The sequence below is a fragment of the Azospirillum lipoferum genome (genome assembly GCF_024170005.1).
Classification (GTDB): Bacteria; Pseudomonadota; Alphaproteobacteria; order Azospirillales; family Azospirillaceae; genus Azospirillum; species Azospirillum lipoferum.
On record NZ_JALJXJ010000004.1, the window covers coordinates 159,088 to 172,823 of the forward strand.

The 13,736-nt window shown below is 69.0% G+C and carries 15 protein-coding genes; 8 read left to right on the plus strand and 7 right to left on the minus strand.

All coding sequences use genetic code 11. The features are described from left to right. Positions 1–78: 78 nt before the first annotated feature. Complete coding sequence (locus tag J2848_RS10855; RefSeq protein ID WP_149231026.1) at positions 79–417, plus strand: acyl carrier protein; 339 nt, start codon at positions 79–81, stop codon at positions 415–417. A 2-nt stretch (positions 418–419) separates the two neighbouring features. Continuing rightward, on the plus strand, positions 420–1,766 hold the full coding sequence (locus J2848_RS10860; protein WP_149231027.1) for a GH1 family beta-glucosidase: 1,347 nt from the start codon (positions 420–422) through the stop codon (positions 1,764–1,766). On the opposite strand, the gene J2848_RS10865 is transcribed toward J2848_RS10860, so the two are convergent. The 6 genes from J2848_RS10865 to J2848_RS10890 form a co-directional block, all read right to left on the minus strand. Further along, a complete protein-coding gene (locus J2848_RS10865; protein ID WP_149231028.1) occupies positions 1,763–2,335 on the minus strand; it encodes a HutD/Ves family protein in 573 nt (190 codons plus the stop codon). The genes J2848_RS10860 and J2848_RS10865 overlap by 4 nt on opposite strands. A gap of 58 nt (positions 2,336–2,393) precedes the next feature. After that, positions 2,394–3,092: a hypothetical protein gene (locus J2848_RS10870; protein WP_149231029.1), complete on the minus strand. Its 699-nt coding sequence runs from the start codon at positions 3,090–3,092 to the stop codon at positions 2,394–2,396. A gap of 233 nt (positions 3,093–3,325) precedes the next feature. Then, entirely contained in the window at positions 3,326–3,502 is a 177-nt protein-coding gene (locus J2848_RS10875) for a hypothetical protein (RefSeq protein ID WP_170307020.1), read from the minus strand. A gap of 294 nt (positions 3,503–3,796) precedes the next feature. Beyond that, positions 3,797–4,855 carry a YihY/virulence factor BrkB family protein gene (locus J2848_RS10880; protein WP_149231031.1) on the minus strand — a complete coding sequence of 353 codons (1,059 nt, stop codon included), beginning with the start codon at positions 4,853–4,855 and terminating at the stop codon, positions 3,797–3,799. Positions 4,856–4,867: 12 nt separating this feature from the next. Beyond that, the gene (locus J2848_RS10885) at positions 4,868–5,695 is read right to left on the minus strand and encodes a DUF3618 domain-containing protein (RefSeq protein ID WP_149231032.1); all 828 of its coding nucleotides are present in this window, start codon (positions 5,693–5,695) and stop codon (positions 4,868–4,870) included. Between the two features lie 190 nt (positions 5,696–5,885). Then, positions 5,886–6,485 carry a HupE/UreJ family protein gene (locus J2848_RS10890; protein WP_149231033.1) on the minus strand — a complete coding sequence of 200 codons (600 nt, stop codon included), beginning with the start codon at positions 6,483–6,485 and terminating at the stop codon, positions 5,886–5,888. A gap of 242 nt (positions 6,486–6,727) precedes the next feature. Between J2848_RS10890 and J2848_RS10895 the strand changes: the two genes are divergently transcribed. The 6 genes from J2848_RS10895 (at position 6,728) to J2848_RS10920 (ending at position 12,924) form a co-directional block, all read left to right on the plus strand. Beyond that, positions 6,728–7,909, plus strand: a complete 1,182-nt coding sequence (locus J2848_RS10895; protein WP_246193802.1) for a nickel-dependent hydrogenase large subunit — start codon at positions 6,728–6,730, stop codon at positions 7,907–7,909. A 76-nt stretch (positions 7,910–7,985) separates the two neighbouring features. After that, a complete protein-coding gene (gene hypB, locus J2848_RS10900; protein WP_149231035.1) occupies positions 7,986–9,014 on the plus strand; it encodes a hydrogenase nickel incorporation protein HypB in 1,029 nt (342 codons plus the stop codon). Positions 9,015–9,030: 16 nt separating this feature from the next. After that, the gene (locus tag J2848_RS10905) at positions 9,031–9,255 is read left to right on the plus strand and encodes a HypC/HybG/HupF family hydrogenase formation chaperone (RefSeq protein WP_136701240.1); all 225 of its coding nucleotides are present in this window, start codon (positions 9,031–9,033) and stop codon (positions 9,253–9,255) included. Positions 9,256–9,305: 50 nt separating this feature from the next. Next, positions 9,306–10,352: a hydrogenase expression/formation protein HypE gene (gene hypE, locus J2848_RS10910; RefSeq protein WP_149231036.1), complete on the plus strand. Its 1,047-nt coding sequence runs from the start codon at positions 9,306–9,308 to the stop codon at positions 10,350–10,352. 133 nt (positions 10,353–10,485) lie between these two features. After that, positions 10,486–11,208, plus strand: coding sequence for a sugar transferase (locus J2848_RS10915; protein ID WP_246193803.1), 723 nt, complete (start codon positions 10,486–10,488; stop codon positions 11,206–11,208). 288 nt (positions 11,209–11,496) lie between these two features. Beyond that, on the plus strand, positions 11,497–12,924 hold the full coding sequence (locus tag J2848_RS10920; protein WP_149231037.1) for a S41 family peptidase: 1,428 nt from the start codon (positions 11,497–11,499) through the stop codon (positions 12,922–12,924). Positions 12,925–12,936: 12 nt separating this feature from the next. Here the strand turns inward: J2848_RS10920 and J2848_RS10925 are convergent, their stop codons facing one another. Continuing rightward, positions 12,937–13,713 (minus strand): 4'-phosphopantetheinyl transferase family protein, encoded by a 777-nt coding sequence (locus J2848_RS10925; protein ID WP_149231038.1) that lies wholly within the window; start codon positions 13,711–13,713, stop codon positions 12,937–12,939. Between the last annotated feature and the right edge of the window lie 23 nt (positions 13,714–13,736).

Genomic DNA, 13,736 nt, shown 5'->3' on the forward strand with positions numbered 1-13,736 from the left:
CTGCGTTATTCTTTAACGATCCGTGCGTACAGTCGCTCCCGCCTACCCCTTTCTCGCAACCCGAAACCGAGCGTCGCGATGAGCAAGTCGATCGAGGGTGTGTCCAACTGGATGCACATGTTCCGCTGGATCGTGAAGCTGATCCGGGACGAATATGGGGTCGATGAGGCTCTGCTGACCCGCAATGCAACGCTGGAGACCGACATCCAGTTGTCGATCGACCAGATCGAGCAGGTTCTGGAATACATCTCCGACAGTTTCGCCATCCGCTTTCCCGAGGGGACGCTGGACGAGCTGGTAAAGCTGGAGGAGCTTTGCCTGCTGGCGAGCTGGATCAAGGGCTATTACAAGCGCCCGGAATTCATCTCCGACGCCTTCGAGGCCCGCTGCCGCAGCATCAACCAGATCGCGGCCTGACCATGACCAATCGCCCCTCCCCCTATCCTCACAACGCCTATCCGCCGGGTTTCGTCTGGGGCGTCTCCACCTCCGCCTACCAGATCGAAGGGGCGGCGGCCGAGGAGGGGCGGGGCCCCAGCATCTGGGACGTGCGCTGCCGCACCCAGGGCGGTGTGGTGAACGGCGACACCGGGGACGTCGCCTGCGACCACTACCACCGCATGCCGGAGGATGTGGCGCTGATGAAGGGGCTGGGCGTCGACGCCTACCGCTTCTCGGTCTCCTGGCCCAGGGTGATGCCGCGCGGCAAGGGCGCGGTGAACGCGGCGGGACTGGATTTCTACGACCGCCTGATCGACCGGCTGCTGGAAGCGGGCATCGAGCCCTGGCTCTGCCTCTACCATTGGGACCTGCCGCAGGCCTTGCAGGATCTGGGCGGCTGGTCGTCCCGCGACTGCGCCGGCTGGTACGCCGACTATGCCGCACTCTGCGCCCGGCGCTACGGCGACCGGGTAAAGCGTTGGATCACCTTCAACGAATTCTCGGTCTTCACCCTGTTCGGTTATGCGATCCCCTGGGCGGCACCGGGAATCGTCGACCGGGCGCAGCATCTGCGCGCCATCCACCACGTCAACCTCGCCCATGGCGCCGGGGTGGACGTGCTGCGCGACATGGTGCCGGGGGCCTCCATCGGCGCCATCCACAACCGGCAGGCCGTGATCCCGGAAACCGACACGCCGGAGAACCGCGCCGCCGCCACCCTGCTGGATGAGCATTGGAACCTGGTCTTCTGCGATCCGCAGATCCTTGGCCACTATCCGCCGCAGACCGCCGCCGCCATCGAGCCCTATGTCCAGCCCGGCGACATGGCGCGCATCGTCCGGCCGGTGGACTGGTTCGGGCTGAACCATTACGGCCCGATCTTCGCCAAGGCCGATCCGGCCCGGACCTGGGGCTATGGCTGGGGCGACGCGCCGGCCGATTCGCCGACCCACGGCGTCGGCTGGGCGATCTTCCCCGATGCCTTCCGGGACGAGCTGCTGACCATCCAGCGCCGCTACCGCCTGCCCATCGTGGTGACGGAGAATGGATGCGGCGGCAGCGATACCGTCAGCCCCGACGGCGCCGTCCACGACCCGCACCGCATCAACTACCTGACCATCTACAACGCCGCGATGCGCGACGCGATGGCCCAGGGTGCCGACGTGCGCGGCTATTTCGTCTGGTCGCTGCTGGACAATTTCGAATGGGGCAGCGGCTATGGTCAGCGCTTCGGCATCGTCCACGTCGACTTCCAGACCCTGACCCGCACGCCGAAGGATTCGGCGCGCTGGTACGAGGAGCTGATCCGGGCGGCGAAGCCCTAACGCCGCCGCACCTCGGCACAGACACCTTCCGCCCCTGCCGGCGCCTCGACCAGCGCCGCCGCGTCGCGCAGGAGCAGGCTGTGGCCGGCGGGAACCGTCAGCGTCTCCCCACCTTCACGGGTAACCGTCAGCGTACCGCCCAGGGCGTGGACCAGCAGAGCATCGCCGGCGGCCCGATGTACGGTGAGGCCGGCCAGCAGGGTCAGCACGCCGGTCGCCGATGCGCGGTCCAGTATCAGGTTGACGTCGCGAATCGGGCCGGCGATCGGCTCGCACCACACCGGCGCTTCGCCGGGAAAGGCGAAGGCGGGGTCCAGACGACGGCGTTCGACCGGAGGCTCGCCGTCGACCGACAGGCGCATGCCCTCGCCCTCCACCACGGCGATCAGCCTGTCATAGCCGGGAAAAGCGGAAAAGGGACCGGGTTCGACCACGTCGGCGATGCTGACGCGCCAGACGAAGCGGCCGTCGGCGGCCGGTTCCACCGCCAGTTCGGTGGTGACGCCGCCGCCATTCTTCCACGGAACGCGGCGGTGGTCGGCGGGTGTCAGGCGCGTGATGGACGGCAAGATCTTGCTCCGGGACGGATCGGCTCCGTCCCGTCATAGCACAACCGGCAGCCCGGCTTCACACGAACAGGCTGAAGCTGCCCATCAGTTTCTGGGTGCCGGTCTGTCCGGTGGGGATGGAGTTCATGCTGCCGATGGCTTGGTTCAGCCCGTCGAGCGTCGCCTGCTGTCCGGTGGTCAGCGTCAGGCCGGTGTCACCCTTGGCCGGCTGCTTGGCAACAGTGTCGTAATCCTGGCTGTAATTCCCCATGACCACCTGCATGGCGTAGTTCTTGGGGTCCTTGTCCGACTGGCCCTTGTCACGGCTTACGCGCAGGGTGTAGTCGCCCTTGTCGACCGTCAGGTTGCCGGCCTGCAATTGCTTGAAGGCCTTGTAGTCGTCGCCGGCCTTCGGGTCGCTGTCGGCCACCACGCGGCCCAGCTTGTTCATCAGCTGGACATGCACGCCGTCGTCGCCGACCTGCCCCATGGTCATCTCACCCTTGGAGACGACCTTGAATTTGTAGAAGTCGACCTTGTCGTTCGCCGCAAGCGTGCTGGCGACGTTCAGGCGGGTGGTGTTCTTGGCGAGCACGCCGATGTCGGTGGCGCCGGCCGTGGTGGTCAGCGCCGATTTCTTGACCGTCTTGGAATATTCCTTGACGTCGCCGACGGCCTGATTGCTCTGCGACTTCTTGATGGCCTCCACCGCGGCGTTGATCGACGCGTTGAGGCCCGAGACCATAGAGTTGACGCTTGAGAGAGCATCATCCGCCATGATTCGTCATCCTTCTCCCGATCCGACCATCACGCCCGACCGGACCGTCCAACCCTGAACGCCGGCGAGGAAGTACCCAACAGAGGTGCGGCCGGCTGAGCCGCCACCCGGACATGTCTGCCCAAAGGGAGTATACGACAACAGCCGGCCGAACATAGGGTGGATTCGTGATTTTTTTGGTCGAAAGCTGGGATGCGGGACTTGCACGCCACGGTCGGCGGCCCGATCCACGCTCAGGATCGTGCTTTTTCCCCCTTTGTCGTATCCACCTCGACCAGAGGGGCGGCGGCCATACCGGTCGGGGCCGAGCGCTGCGGGACCGACTCGGAGCCGGACAAGCTGGCAGACTCGTCGGTCAGGGGGCAGTGGGGCGGCTGGGTGGGACCGGTGACGACATCGAAATCGAACATGACAACCTCTCTCGGCTGGTGGTGAGGCCGCCCGGGTCGCCCGTGTTCGGATTTTCAGGATGTGCAGCCCGTCAGGGGCTGGGGGTCACAAACGCGAAAGCCGCCGCGGATCGGTCCGGGCGGCTTCGGGAGTGAGCGACAGATGCGCGTTCCTAGGCCGCCGAACGAAACCAGCGGCCAAAATATCGGGAGCGTCCGCAGGACGCGATGGTCAGCATCTGTTGCATGACGGCGACCATAGCGCGCGGTCGCCGCCCTGCCAAGAGGCATTTGGGCCAAGAAGCATTTTGTCGGTCAGCTCGCCTTCCGCTCGCCCACCGTGTCGGCGACATAGGCGTCGCGCTGGCCCAGTGGTCGGGCCGGACGGCCATCGCGGTCGGTGGTGTCGCGGGCGGTCTGGTGTTCGATCTCCGCATTCAGCTCCGCCCCCAGCAGCACGACGTAGGAGGTCAGATTGAACCACAGCAGCAGGACCACGACGGCGCCGACCGATCCGTAGGTCTCGTTGTAGCTGCCGAAGTTCGACACATAGACGGAGAATCCCAGCGACCCCAGCAGCCAGACCACCGTCGCCATCGCCGACCCCCAGGTGACCCAGCGCCATTGCGGCTCCCGCCGGTCGGGGGCGTAGCGGTAGAAGACGGCGAGAGCCAGCATGATCGTCACCGCCAGGATCGGCCAGCGGGCAAGGCTGGCGATCCAGCCGATCGGCGTGTCCTTCAGCCCGATGATGTTGATGGCGGCCGGCACGGCGACGATCATCACCATGGCGACGATGACGAACAGCAGCCCCGCCACCGTCAGCCCCATCGACAGCGCCGCCAGCTTGATGAAGCCCCGCGTCTCCTTTTCGCCATAGGCGATGTTCAGCGCAGACACCAGCGAGTTGGTCCCGCGCGAGGCACTCCACAGTGTCAGCAGCAGGCCGAAGATCAGGCCGAAGCCCAACCCCTGCGACGGGGCGGTCGCCACCTTGCGCGCCTGGTCGCTGACGATGGTCAGGGCTTCCGGCGGCAGCAGGCTGCCGAGCTGATTCAGCTGGCTTTCGATCATCGACGGATCGGCGACGAGGCCATAGATCGACACCAGCGCCGCGATGGCCGGAAAGATGGCGAGCAGGGCGTAATAGGCGACGCCGGCGGCCAGCATGGACACATTGTCCTTGCCCTGCTCGTCCCACACCCGCAGCAGGATGTCCTTCCAGCCCTGCTTCGGGATGTCCGACGGGGCTTCCGCCGACCGGCCCCGGCCATCGCCGCCCCGGCGCCCGTCATCGGCGGCCCGCCCGCCGCCATGCTGCCGGTTCGCACGGTGCCGGTGCTCGTAATAATGTCGGCGGCTCAGCCCCAGCATCCCCCGTCCTCCTCAGACCACGGCTTCGCGCAGCGCGCCGACCCGGTGCCGCGCCGTCTCCAGGGCGTGGAACTGGGCGCCGATGGCGACCTGGAGATGGTCGTCCGGTGCATCGCGCAGGGCATCGCGGAACAGCGCCAGCGTGCCGTCCAGCCCGCCTTCCAGCCGGGCCAGCAGGTCGCCGCGGGCACCCGGCCCGCCGACCCCGGCCATCATGCTGCGGGCGTTGGCCTCCGCCAGCCCATGCATGGGCGACCAGACGCGGGCACCGTCGCCGGCGGTCTCGATCCAGCCGCCGCCCTGGCGCAGCTCCGCATCCAGCGCCATGGCGCTGCGGTCGAGCTGGTCGGCCAGTTCCTGCAAACGGCCGGACAGCGACGGGTCGGCGATGGTCATGTCGGCGCGGCGGAAAGCCTCGGCCCCGTCGCGGCAGGCGCCGGTCAGGTCGGTCAGCAGATGCCGGCTGCGCGGGTCGAGCTGCCGGCCATGAGGGGCGTAATCGTCGAACTCCGTCGCCGACTCCGGCGTGCGGGCGACCGCCACGGCAAGCCAGAGGGCGCCGACACCCATCAGCGCCACGGGGATCGGGTTGGCGCGCACGGCGCGGGCGATGCGGCCGGACAGACCGTCGCCGCCGCCCTGGATCACGTCGCGCACCACCTGGACCACGCCGCCGGACATCTGGCCGGGCGACAGGCGGAACTCGATCTCGTCGATCACCTGGTCCATGCGGGCGCGGATCGACTGGATCTCGTGCTCGATCTCTTCCGGGCGGCGGCCCTGGGTGGCTGTCGTGTCGGGAGGAGCGGCGGACGGAATGGCGTCGTTGTGAAGGGTCATGCCGGGCGTCTCCTGTGGGGGCTGCCGGCTTGCAACACCAGGAGACGCCGATTGTTCCGGTCACGCCCGCTTCGCCAAGGGCCGGTCAGCCCATAAGGTCAGCCGATCTGACAGCCGAAGGGCCGGACGGTTTCCCGCCCGGCCCTCGTCGCAAACAGGTCGCAAACAACCGGAAGCAAAAGGCCGGCGGTCAGGCCAGGGCGGCCAATGCCACGCCGCTCAGCCCGATGGCGGCACCCAGCCCGCGCAGGGCGAGCGCGCCCTTGCCGTCGAGGGCAATGCCCCTCAGCGACAGGGCGGCGGCGACGCCGGCGCCATGCAGGAGCGCGGTGGCAAGCGCGAAGCCCAGGCCGTAGAGCAGCGGTTGCGCCGCCTCCGGCATCTCGGCGCCATGGGCATGGCCGTGGAACAGGGCAAAGGCCGCGACCACCGCCAGCGAAACCGGAAGCGACAGGCGCGACTGCGCGGCGATCAGGGCGCCCAGCGCGATCACGGATCCGGCGATCCCCAATTCCACCGCCGGCAGCGCGATGCCGGTCATGCCCAGCAGACCGCCGCCGATCATGGCGGTGACGAAGGCCGCCGGCAGCGCCCACAGGGCGGACCCGCCGCGCTGCGCTGCCCACAGCCCGACCGCGACCATCGCCAGCAGATGGTCCCAGCCGCCGACCGGATGCAGGAATCCGTGGGCGAAGCCGGCGTCATGGGTACCGAAGGTGTGGGCGTCGGCGACCGCGGGCAGCACCAGCCCGGCCAGCAGGACAGCCGAGGCGAGAGGGAAACGTTTCATGGACCAGCATCCTCTGATGTCGTGTCGCGCCTATCGGGTCGTGCCGCCCTGGGTTTTCCCGCCCGACGCAGGGGAGACCGGACGGCGTGGCGCGGTTGGGGCGAAGTGTAGCAGAAAGCGTCAGCCCGGCCATGGCCGAGACGGGGACTCCACCTCGCCGGATCTACGTATTTTGACGCAGGTCAATGAGTTGCACCCCCGATCCGTCAGGATACCGGCCGATGACGCGCCAGGAATCCCCGATGTCCACCACAACGCTTCCCGGAGAGGGTTCGGTATCCGTCCGGCTGTGGCTGGACGGCGCCAAGGACGGCATGGTCATTCAACGGGCCGAAGTCGCCACCCGGCGCCCGCGTGCCGTTGCCGCCCTGGTCGGCCACAAGGCGGAGGAGGCGGTGCGGCTGGCGCCGCTGCTGTTCAGCCTGTGCGGCAGCGCCCAGGGACTGGCCGTCGCCCGCGCCTGCGAAGCGGCACTGGGAATCGACGCCACCTCCCACGAAACCGCTCGCGCCCTGCTGACCGATGCGGAGGCGCTGGACAGCCATGGCTGGCAGGCCGTGGTCGAATGGCCAGCGCGCCTGGGCGCCCCACCGCGGCCCGTCGCCTTGCGCGACCTGCGGGCAGCGGTGTCGGTCGTCATGCCTGCGCTCTATCCTGCCAAGGACGGGCTGCGTCCCGGCGGCGGCGTTTTGCGGCCGGACAAGGCGGCCCTGCGAGACGCGCTGACACGGATGGCCGGATGGCTGGATGCCACCGTCTTCACCGGCCCGCGCCCCCAGGATGCCGACGACCTCGCCCGCTGGGCGACACGCAGCGGCAGCGACGCGGCCCGGCTGGCAGGACGGCTGCTGTCGCCCGATCTGGCCGGCTGGGGAGCCTGCGGGGTGCCCCTGCTCGGCGAACGGTCGCCCGGCTGGTTCGCGGCGGCGCTGGCCGGCGATCCGGCCTTCGCCTCCAATCCCCAATGCAACGATGCCCCGGCCCTGACCGGCCCGCTGGAGCGGCAGGCCGACCATCCGCTGGTCGTCTCGGTGACGGAACGCTTCGGCGATGGTCTGGCCCGGCTGTTCGCGGCGCGGCTCGCCGATCTGGCCGAGCTGCCGCAGCGGATGGCGGCAACCATCACGGCGCTTCAGCCGGCCGACCCGGTTGCCGCCGGTTCGTCAGCTCCGGGCGGGGGCTGCGGCGTGGCGGAAACGGCGCGCGGGCGGCTCGCCCACTGGCTGCGGCTGGACGGGGATGACCGGCTGGCCGATGCCCGGATGGTGGCGCCGACCGACTGGAACTTCGCCGCCGACGGCCCGCTGGCGCGCGGTCTGGCCGGGGCACCGGTGCGCGACCGAGACGATGCGGTGGAGCGGGCGCGGCTGCTGGTCGCGATGCTGGATCCCTGCGTCGCCTGCGGCATAGAAGTCCAGGAATGAGGATCGCTTGCCGAAGCCCGCGGGCAAGTCGATGATGGGCGGGCGTCTGGCGGATTGACGAGTGGGAGAGCGCGTGATGTGCACGGTTTGCGGATGCGGCGAAGGCGAGACCCGGATCGATGGCAAGGGGATCGACGGCAAGGCCGCCGATGCCGGGCATGAGCATATCGGCCCCGACGGCAAGGTCTACCGCCACCGCCACGGCGAGGCGCACCACCATGCCCACCATCACCATGACGACACCCACGAGCATGTCGCCCCCGACGGCACGGTGTTCCGCCACAGCCATAACGACCACGGGCACCCTGATCACGGGCATGACCACCACCATCACGATCACGGCCACACCCATGACCACCACCGCCCCGACCGTCCGGACGCCATCGACGGCGGCGCCGCGCTGAACCAGCCGCGGCTGGTCACCATCGAACGCGACATCCTGGCGAAGAACGACGGGCTGGCCGCCGTCAACCGCTGCCGCTTCGCCGAGCGCGGCGTGTTCGTGCTGAACCTGATGTCCAGCCCGGGCTCGGGCAAGACCACCCTGCTGACCCGCAGCCTGACCGACCTGAAGGGCCGCTTCCCGGTCGCGGTGATCGAGGGCGACCAGCAGACCAGCTTCGACGCCGACCGCATCCGCGCCACCGGCACCCCGGCGGTACAGGTCAACACCGGCAAGGGCTGCCACCTCGACGCTTCCATGGTGGCGCAGGCGGCCGACAAGTTGGCGGCCGGGGGCCAGTTCACGGCAGACGGCGTGCTGTTCGTCGAGAATGTCGGCAATCTGGTCTGCCCCGCCGGCTTCGACCTGGGCGAGACCCACCGCGTCGTCGTCCTGTCGGTGACGGAGGGGGAGGACAAGCCTCTGAAATACCCGGACATGTTCGTCCGCGCCGACCTGCTGGTCGTCAACAAGATCGACCTGCTGCCGCATCTGACCTTCGATGTCGAGCGCATGATCGGCTATGCCCAGCGCCTGAACCCGTCGCTGGCGGTGATCCAGCTGTCGGCCACCACCGGCCAGGGGCTGGAGGAGTGGTACGACTGGATCGCCGACGGGCTGGCCGAGGCCCGCGCCTCCCACGCTGCTTCCGCTGCCATCTGACCGGAGGGTCGCCGCCATGTGCCTTGCCGTCCCCGCCTTGGTGACCGCCCTGCTGCCCGACGACCGCGCCACCGTCAGCTTGGGCGGTGTCACCTCCACCTGCTCGCTGGAGCTGGTGGAGGACGTCGCCGTCGGCGATTACGTGATCGTCCATGTCGGCTACGCCCTGTCCCGCCTGGATGCGGAGGAGGCCGAGCGAACGCTCGCTCTGCTGGCCGAGGTCGCGGACGCCGCGGCCTGACGCAGACACAACACCTCTCCACACACCCGCCGACCACCCGGACCCCCGCCATGACCGACCGCCGCCTCTTCACCCGCAAGCTCGACATCGCCCGCGGGGCGGTGGACATGACCCACGGGTCGGGCGGCAAGGCGATGGCACAGCTGGTGCGCGAGCTGTTCGCCGCCGCCTTCGCCAACCCGTATCTCGACCAGGGCAACGACCAGGCCGCCTTCGAGGTGCCGGGCGGGCGCATGGTGATGACGACCGACGGCTTCGTCGTCTCGCCGCTGTTCTTCCCTGGTGGCGACATCGGCTCGCTGGCCGTCCACGGCACGGTGAACGACGTCGCCATGGCGGGTGCGGTGCCGCTGCACCTGACCGCCGGCTTCATCATAGAAGAGGGCTTCCCGCTCGCCGACCTGAAGCGGGTGGTCGACAGCATGGCCGCCGCGGCGCGCGAAGCGGGGGTCGCCATCGTGTCGGGCGACACCAAGGTGGTGGAGCGCGGCAAGGGCGACGGGGTCTTCATCACCACCACCGGCATCGGCATGGTGCCGCCCGGCGTCGCGCCGTCCGGCGACCGGGCGCGGCCGGGCGACGCGATCCTGGTCAGCGGCACCATGGGCGACCATGGCGTCGCCATCATGTCGACCCGCGACAATCTGGGCTTCGAGACGGCGATCCTGTCCGACAGCGCCGCGCTGAACGGGCTGGTCGCGGCGATGGTGGCAGCGGTGCCCGACGTCCATGTGCTGCGCGATCCCACCCGCGGCGGACTGGCGACGACGCTGAACGAGATCGCCCACCAGTCCGGCGTCGGCATGCGGCTGCGCGAATCCGATATCCCGGTGCGGGCGCAGGTAACGGCGGCCTGCGAATTGTTGGGCCTCGACCCACTCTATGCCGCCAACGAAGGTAAGCTGATCGCGATCTGCGCCGGGGAGGAGTGCGACCGGCTGCTGTCCGTCATGCGCGATCATCCGCTGGGACGGGACGCCGCCTGCATCGGACGGGTGGTGGAAGACGCCCACCGTTTCGTTCAGATGGAGACCCGGTTCGGCGGCCACCGGATCGTCGATTGGCTGACCGGAGAACAGCTTCCCCGGATCTGCTGATACGTACCGGCGGGCTAACCCGCTGTTTCCAAAGAAGCGGTCCCATTGGCGGGACCCCTTTCGCGCGCTGGCCGTTGCCTCTCCCGGATGGTCCTATGCTCTGACCAGAGACGATCAGCGACGAGAGAATACGATGGCGTTGTCCAACATCGCTCTTTTGGGCGCTCCCCGTCTGGACCCCGGCCGTATGGCCGGAACCCGGTCGGCGATGCAGGCGATGGATCGGCTCCCCGGTTGTCCCCCCTTGCACAGGCACCGCGTCAAACGCGCCTTCGACATCGTCGGCTCGCTGGCGCTGCTTGCCGTTTTCGGGCCGTTGATGCTCGTGCTGGCCTGGATGGTGGCGCGCGACGGCGGCCCGGCGGTGTTCGGCCACCGGCGCATCGGTGCCGACGGGCGTCCCTTCACCTGCCTGAAGTTCCGCTCCATGGTGGTCAATTCCGCCGAGGTGCTGGAACGGCTGCTCGCCACCGACGAGACGGCGCGCGCCGAATGGCTGGCGACGCGCAAGCTGCGCAACGACCCGCGCATCACCCCGGTCGGCCGCTTCCTGCGCAAGTCGAGCCTGGACGAACTGCCGCAGCTGATCAACGTGCTGCGTGGCGACATGAGCCTGGTCGGCCCGCGCCCGATCATCGATGACGAGGTGTCCTACTACCACGCCTGCTTCCCCTTCTACACCCGCTGCCGCCCCGGCCTGACCGGGCTGTGGCAGGTCAGCGGCCGCAGCGACGTCGACTATGTGCGCCGCGTCCAGCTCGACACCGCCTATGTCGTCGGCTGGAACTTCTGGGCCGACATCGGCATCATGCTGCGCACCGTGCGCGTCGTGGTGAAGGGCAGCGGCGCCTACTGAGCGCATCTCCCCGGCCTGCCTGGTCCCCTCCGAAAGTGCTCATCCCTTCACGCCGGTCGCGCGCCCCAGGGGGGCGCGCGACATCGCTGTTTGTGCATCCTATTTCAGGAGTCCGCTCCATTGCGCGGTTTGGCCGTTCCACCCCCGGCATGCCCTCTTGCCGAAATCGGGGTGGACTTTGAGAATGGGCGAACGACGTGCTAGGGTCGGGCAACCGGCGAAACCCTGGTATAGTGAACGATGCGTGTAAGACCGCCGGCCGGATCGGCCAGTCAAGAGGGTCCAAGGATGGCGAAGCTGCTGGCTGCCTTGCTGCTGATGATGGTGGCGATCGGGCCCGCTTGCGCCGTGGCCCCCGCCAGCCGTGCCGACACCGTCGCGGCGCTCGACCGCTACCGCACCGATTTCGCCAAGGTCCGCGGCTATGGCTCGCTGTCCACCGCCGACCGCAATTACGTCCTCTTCTCCGACGCCATGCGCCGCGTCCTGACGGAGCATGTGAAGTCCTTCGACCCGCAGGTGCTGATCGACAAGGCGGAAGACGGGCTGAAGAAGAAGAAGGCGGAGAACCCGAAGGCCAGCGACCGCATGCTGACCGAGGCGGCGCTGGACAGCATGCTGGGCTCGCTCGACCCCTATTCCAGCTTCCTCGACGCCGAGCGCTACCGCTACCTGCGCGAACAGACCCAGGGCGAGTTCGGCGGCCTGGGCATCGAGGTGACGATGGATGAGGAAAGCGGCCTGATCAAGGTCGTCTCCCCCATCGACGGCTCACCCGCCGCCCGCGCCGGCCTGCGCAGCGGCGACCTGATCGCCCGCATCGACGACGTGGCGGTGAAGGGGCTGAACCTGCACGACGCCGTCGCCCGCATGCGCGGGCCGGTCGGCAGTTCGGTCGCCCTGTCGATCCGCCGCCCGCCGGCGACCGACGCCAACACCCGCGTTTCGCTGACCCGCGCCATCGTCAAGATCCAGCCGGTGCGTTATCGGCTGGAGGGCAACGTCGCCTATGTCCGCATCGCCACCTTCAACCAGTCGACCTCCTCGGCGCTGGACGCAGCGATCGAGGACATGCGCCGGCAGGCCAAGGGTCGGCTGACCGGCGCCGTCATCGACCTGCGCAACAACCCCGGCGGCCTGCTGGAGCAGGCGGTGCAGGTGGCCGACCGTTTCCTGGAGACGGTGGACATCGTGTCGGTCCGCGGTCGCGATCCGGAGGAATCCCGCACCTACCGCGGCACCGCCGGCGACCTGATGGCCGGCCTGCCGGTGGTGGTGCTGATCAACAGCGGTTCGGCCTCGGCGTCGGAAATCGTCGCCGGCGCGCTGCAGGACCATCACCGCGCGCTGCTGTTCGGCTCCCGCTCCTACGGCAAGGGGTCGGTGCAGACGATTTCCTCGCTCAGCGTCGACACCGGCATCCGCCTGACCACCGCCCGCTACTACCGCCCGTCGGGGGCGCTGGTGGACTGCTTCGGCGTCTCGCCGAACCTGGAGGTCAAGCCGACCCATGGCAGCACCGAGGAAACCCACCCCGACCCCGCCACCTGCGACCCCAACGCTCCGGTCCCGCCCAAGCCGCAGGTGTGGCTGGCGCAGGACATGTGCCCCGACGTGATGGACAAGGCCCCCAAGCCAGACGACGACCGCCCGCTGGAATGCGCCGTCTCCGCCATCCGCAACCGCCTGACCGGGACGTTGGCCGGCGGGGAGTGAAGGAAGCTCCCCCTACCCCACGAACCCCGCATCCATCACCCGCCCCTCCACTATCCAGCCGGTGCCGTGCGCCGCGATGGCGGCGATGGTGCCTGGAAGCACCCGGCGGTCGAACAGGCTCCAGTCCGCCGGCACGCCGACATCGCCGCGCAAATCCTCGCCGATCTCCAGCAGGGCCGGCGGTGCATCCGGCCTCACCTCCACCGCGAACTGGTCGAGCGGCATCGACAGCCCGACGCCGGCCGCCTTGATGAAGGCCTCCTTCCGCGTCCAGGCCAGCAGGAATCCCTCGTCACGCCGTTCCGGCGCCAGCCCCTGCAATGCCGCGCGCTCGGCGATGTGGAAGAAGCGGTCGGCGATGCCGTCGGCGCTCTCGATCGGGCGCAGCCGTTCGATGTCGACACCGATCCGCCCCTCCGCCGCCACGGCGATGGCGAGGCTGTCCTCGCTGTCGCTGAGGTTGAAGGCCGGGCCGCCGGGCAGCGCCGGCTTGCCGTGGGTGCCGTAATCGAAGACCAGCCCCGCCGGGTCACGGCCCGTGCAGCGCCCCAGCAGCAGCCGCAGCAGCCCGCGGCGCAGGATGAAGCGGTCGGTCAGCCGTTCCATCATGAAGCGGTCGGCGCGCTCGACCTCGTCGTTGGACAGCAGGGCGCGCATCGCAGCCTTGTGTGCCGAGAGGGCGGTCAAATCGGCGAACCAGACACGGATGAGACCGGGCGCCAGGACATAGTCGCCGGCAGGCCCGGTTACGGTCCCGGTGGCCGGCATTTCGATGGTCCCGTCATGCATCGGACAGCGATCCTCCCTCCTGA

Excerpts from the sequence above, each read along its gene's own strand:
- J2848_RS10855 (WP_149231026.1), top strand. The coding sequence starts at position 79 with ATGAGCAAGTCGATCGAGGGTGTGTCCAACTGGATGCACATGTTCCGC.
- J2848_RS10860 (WP_149231027.1), top strand. The coding sequence starts at position 420 with ATGACCAATCGCCCCTCCCCCTATCCTCACAACGCCTATCCGCCGGGT.
- J2848_RS10870 (WP_149231029.1), bottom strand. The coding sequence starts at position 3,092 with ATGGCGGATGATGCTCTCTCAAGCGTCAACTCTATGGTCTCGGGCCTC.
- J2848_RS10875 (WP_170307020.1), bottom strand. The coding sequence starts at position 3,502 with ATGTTCGATTTCGATGTCGTCACCGGTCCCACCCAGCCGCCCCACTGC.
- J2848_RS10880 (WP_149231031.1), bottom strand. The coding sequence starts at position 4,855 with ATGCTGGGGCTGAGCCGCCGACATTATTACGAGCACCGGCACCGTGCG.
- J2848_RS10885 (WP_149231032.1), bottom strand. The coding sequence starts at position 5,695 with ATGACCCTTCACAACGACGCCATTCCGTCCGCCGCTCCTCCCGACACG.
- J2848_RS10890 (WP_149231033.1), bottom strand. The coding sequence starts at position 6,485 with ATGAAACGTTTCCCTCTCGCCTCGGCTGTCCTGCTGGCCGGGCTGGTG.
- J2848_RS10895 (WP_246193802.1), top strand. The coding sequence starts at position 6,728 with ATGTCCACCACAACGCTTCCCGGAGAGGGTTCGGTATCCGTCCGGCTG.
- hypB (WP_149231035.1), top strand. The coding sequence starts at position 7,986 with ATGTGCACGGTTTGCGGATGCGGCGAAGGCGAGACCCGGATCGATGGC.
- J2848_RS10905 (WP_136701240.1), top strand. The coding sequence starts at position 9,031 with ATGTGCCTTGCCGTCCCCGCCTTGGTGACCGCCCTGCTGCCCGACGAC.
- hypE (WP_149231036.1), top strand. The coding sequence starts at position 9,306 with ATGACCGACCGCCGCCTCTTCACCCGCAAGCTCGACATCGCCCGCGGG.
- J2848_RS10915 (WP_246193803.1), top strand. The coding sequence starts at position 10,486 with ATGGCGTTGTCCAACATCGCTCTTTTGGGCGCTCCCCGTCTGGACCCC.
- J2848_RS10920 (WP_149231037.1), top strand. The coding sequence starts at position 11,497 with ATGGCGAAGCTGCTGGCTGCCTTGCTGCTGATGATGGTGGCGATCGGG.
- J2848_RS10925 (WP_149231038.1), bottom strand. The coding sequence starts at position 13,713 with ATGCATGACGGGACCATCGAAATGCCGGCCACCGGGACCGTAACCGGG.